Raw genomic sequence first — 426 nt, 5'->3', positions numbered from 1 at the left:
GTGTTGGTATCGTAGAAATAGGGGCAGCGCGTGCGCTGCAGCAGGTTGCCGCCGGTGGTGGCCATGTTGCGCAGCTGGCCCGAGGCGCCCGCCACCAGGGCCCGCGTGAGCACACCGTAGTCGCGCCGCACGCGCGGGTGGGCGGCCAGGTCGCTGTTGCGCACCAGGGCGCCGATGCGCAGGCCGCCCTGCGGCGTGGGCTCCACGGTGTCCATGCCGATGCCGTTGACGTCGACCAGATGGGCGGGTGCCTCGATCTGCAGCTTCATCAGGTCCAGCAGGTTGGTGCCGCCGGCGATGAACTTGGCGCCCGGCTGGGCGGCGACCGCGGCCGCGGCCTGCGCGGGCGACGTGACGCGTTCGTAGCTGAAGGGTTTCATGCCTTGGCCTCCGCCACTTCGGTGATCGCGTCCACGATGTTGGAAT

Annotated in this window: 1 protein-coding gene; it reads right to left on the bottom strand. The window is 70.2% G+C overall.

The genetic code is table 11. The annotated features are described in order from the left end of the window. A partial coding sequence (locus AC066S_RS39605) for an FAD binding domain-containing protein (RefSeq protein ID WP_478272030.1) occupies window positions 1-380 on the bottom strand: 380 nt, incomplete at its 3' end. Between the last annotated feature and the right edge of the window lie 46 nt (window positions 381-426).

It is taken from the genome of Bradyrhizobium sp. CFUWI (assembly GCF_056429085.1).
Note: the sequence above shows the minus strand (reverse complement) of the source record. Positions and strands in the feature narration are given on the sequence as shown.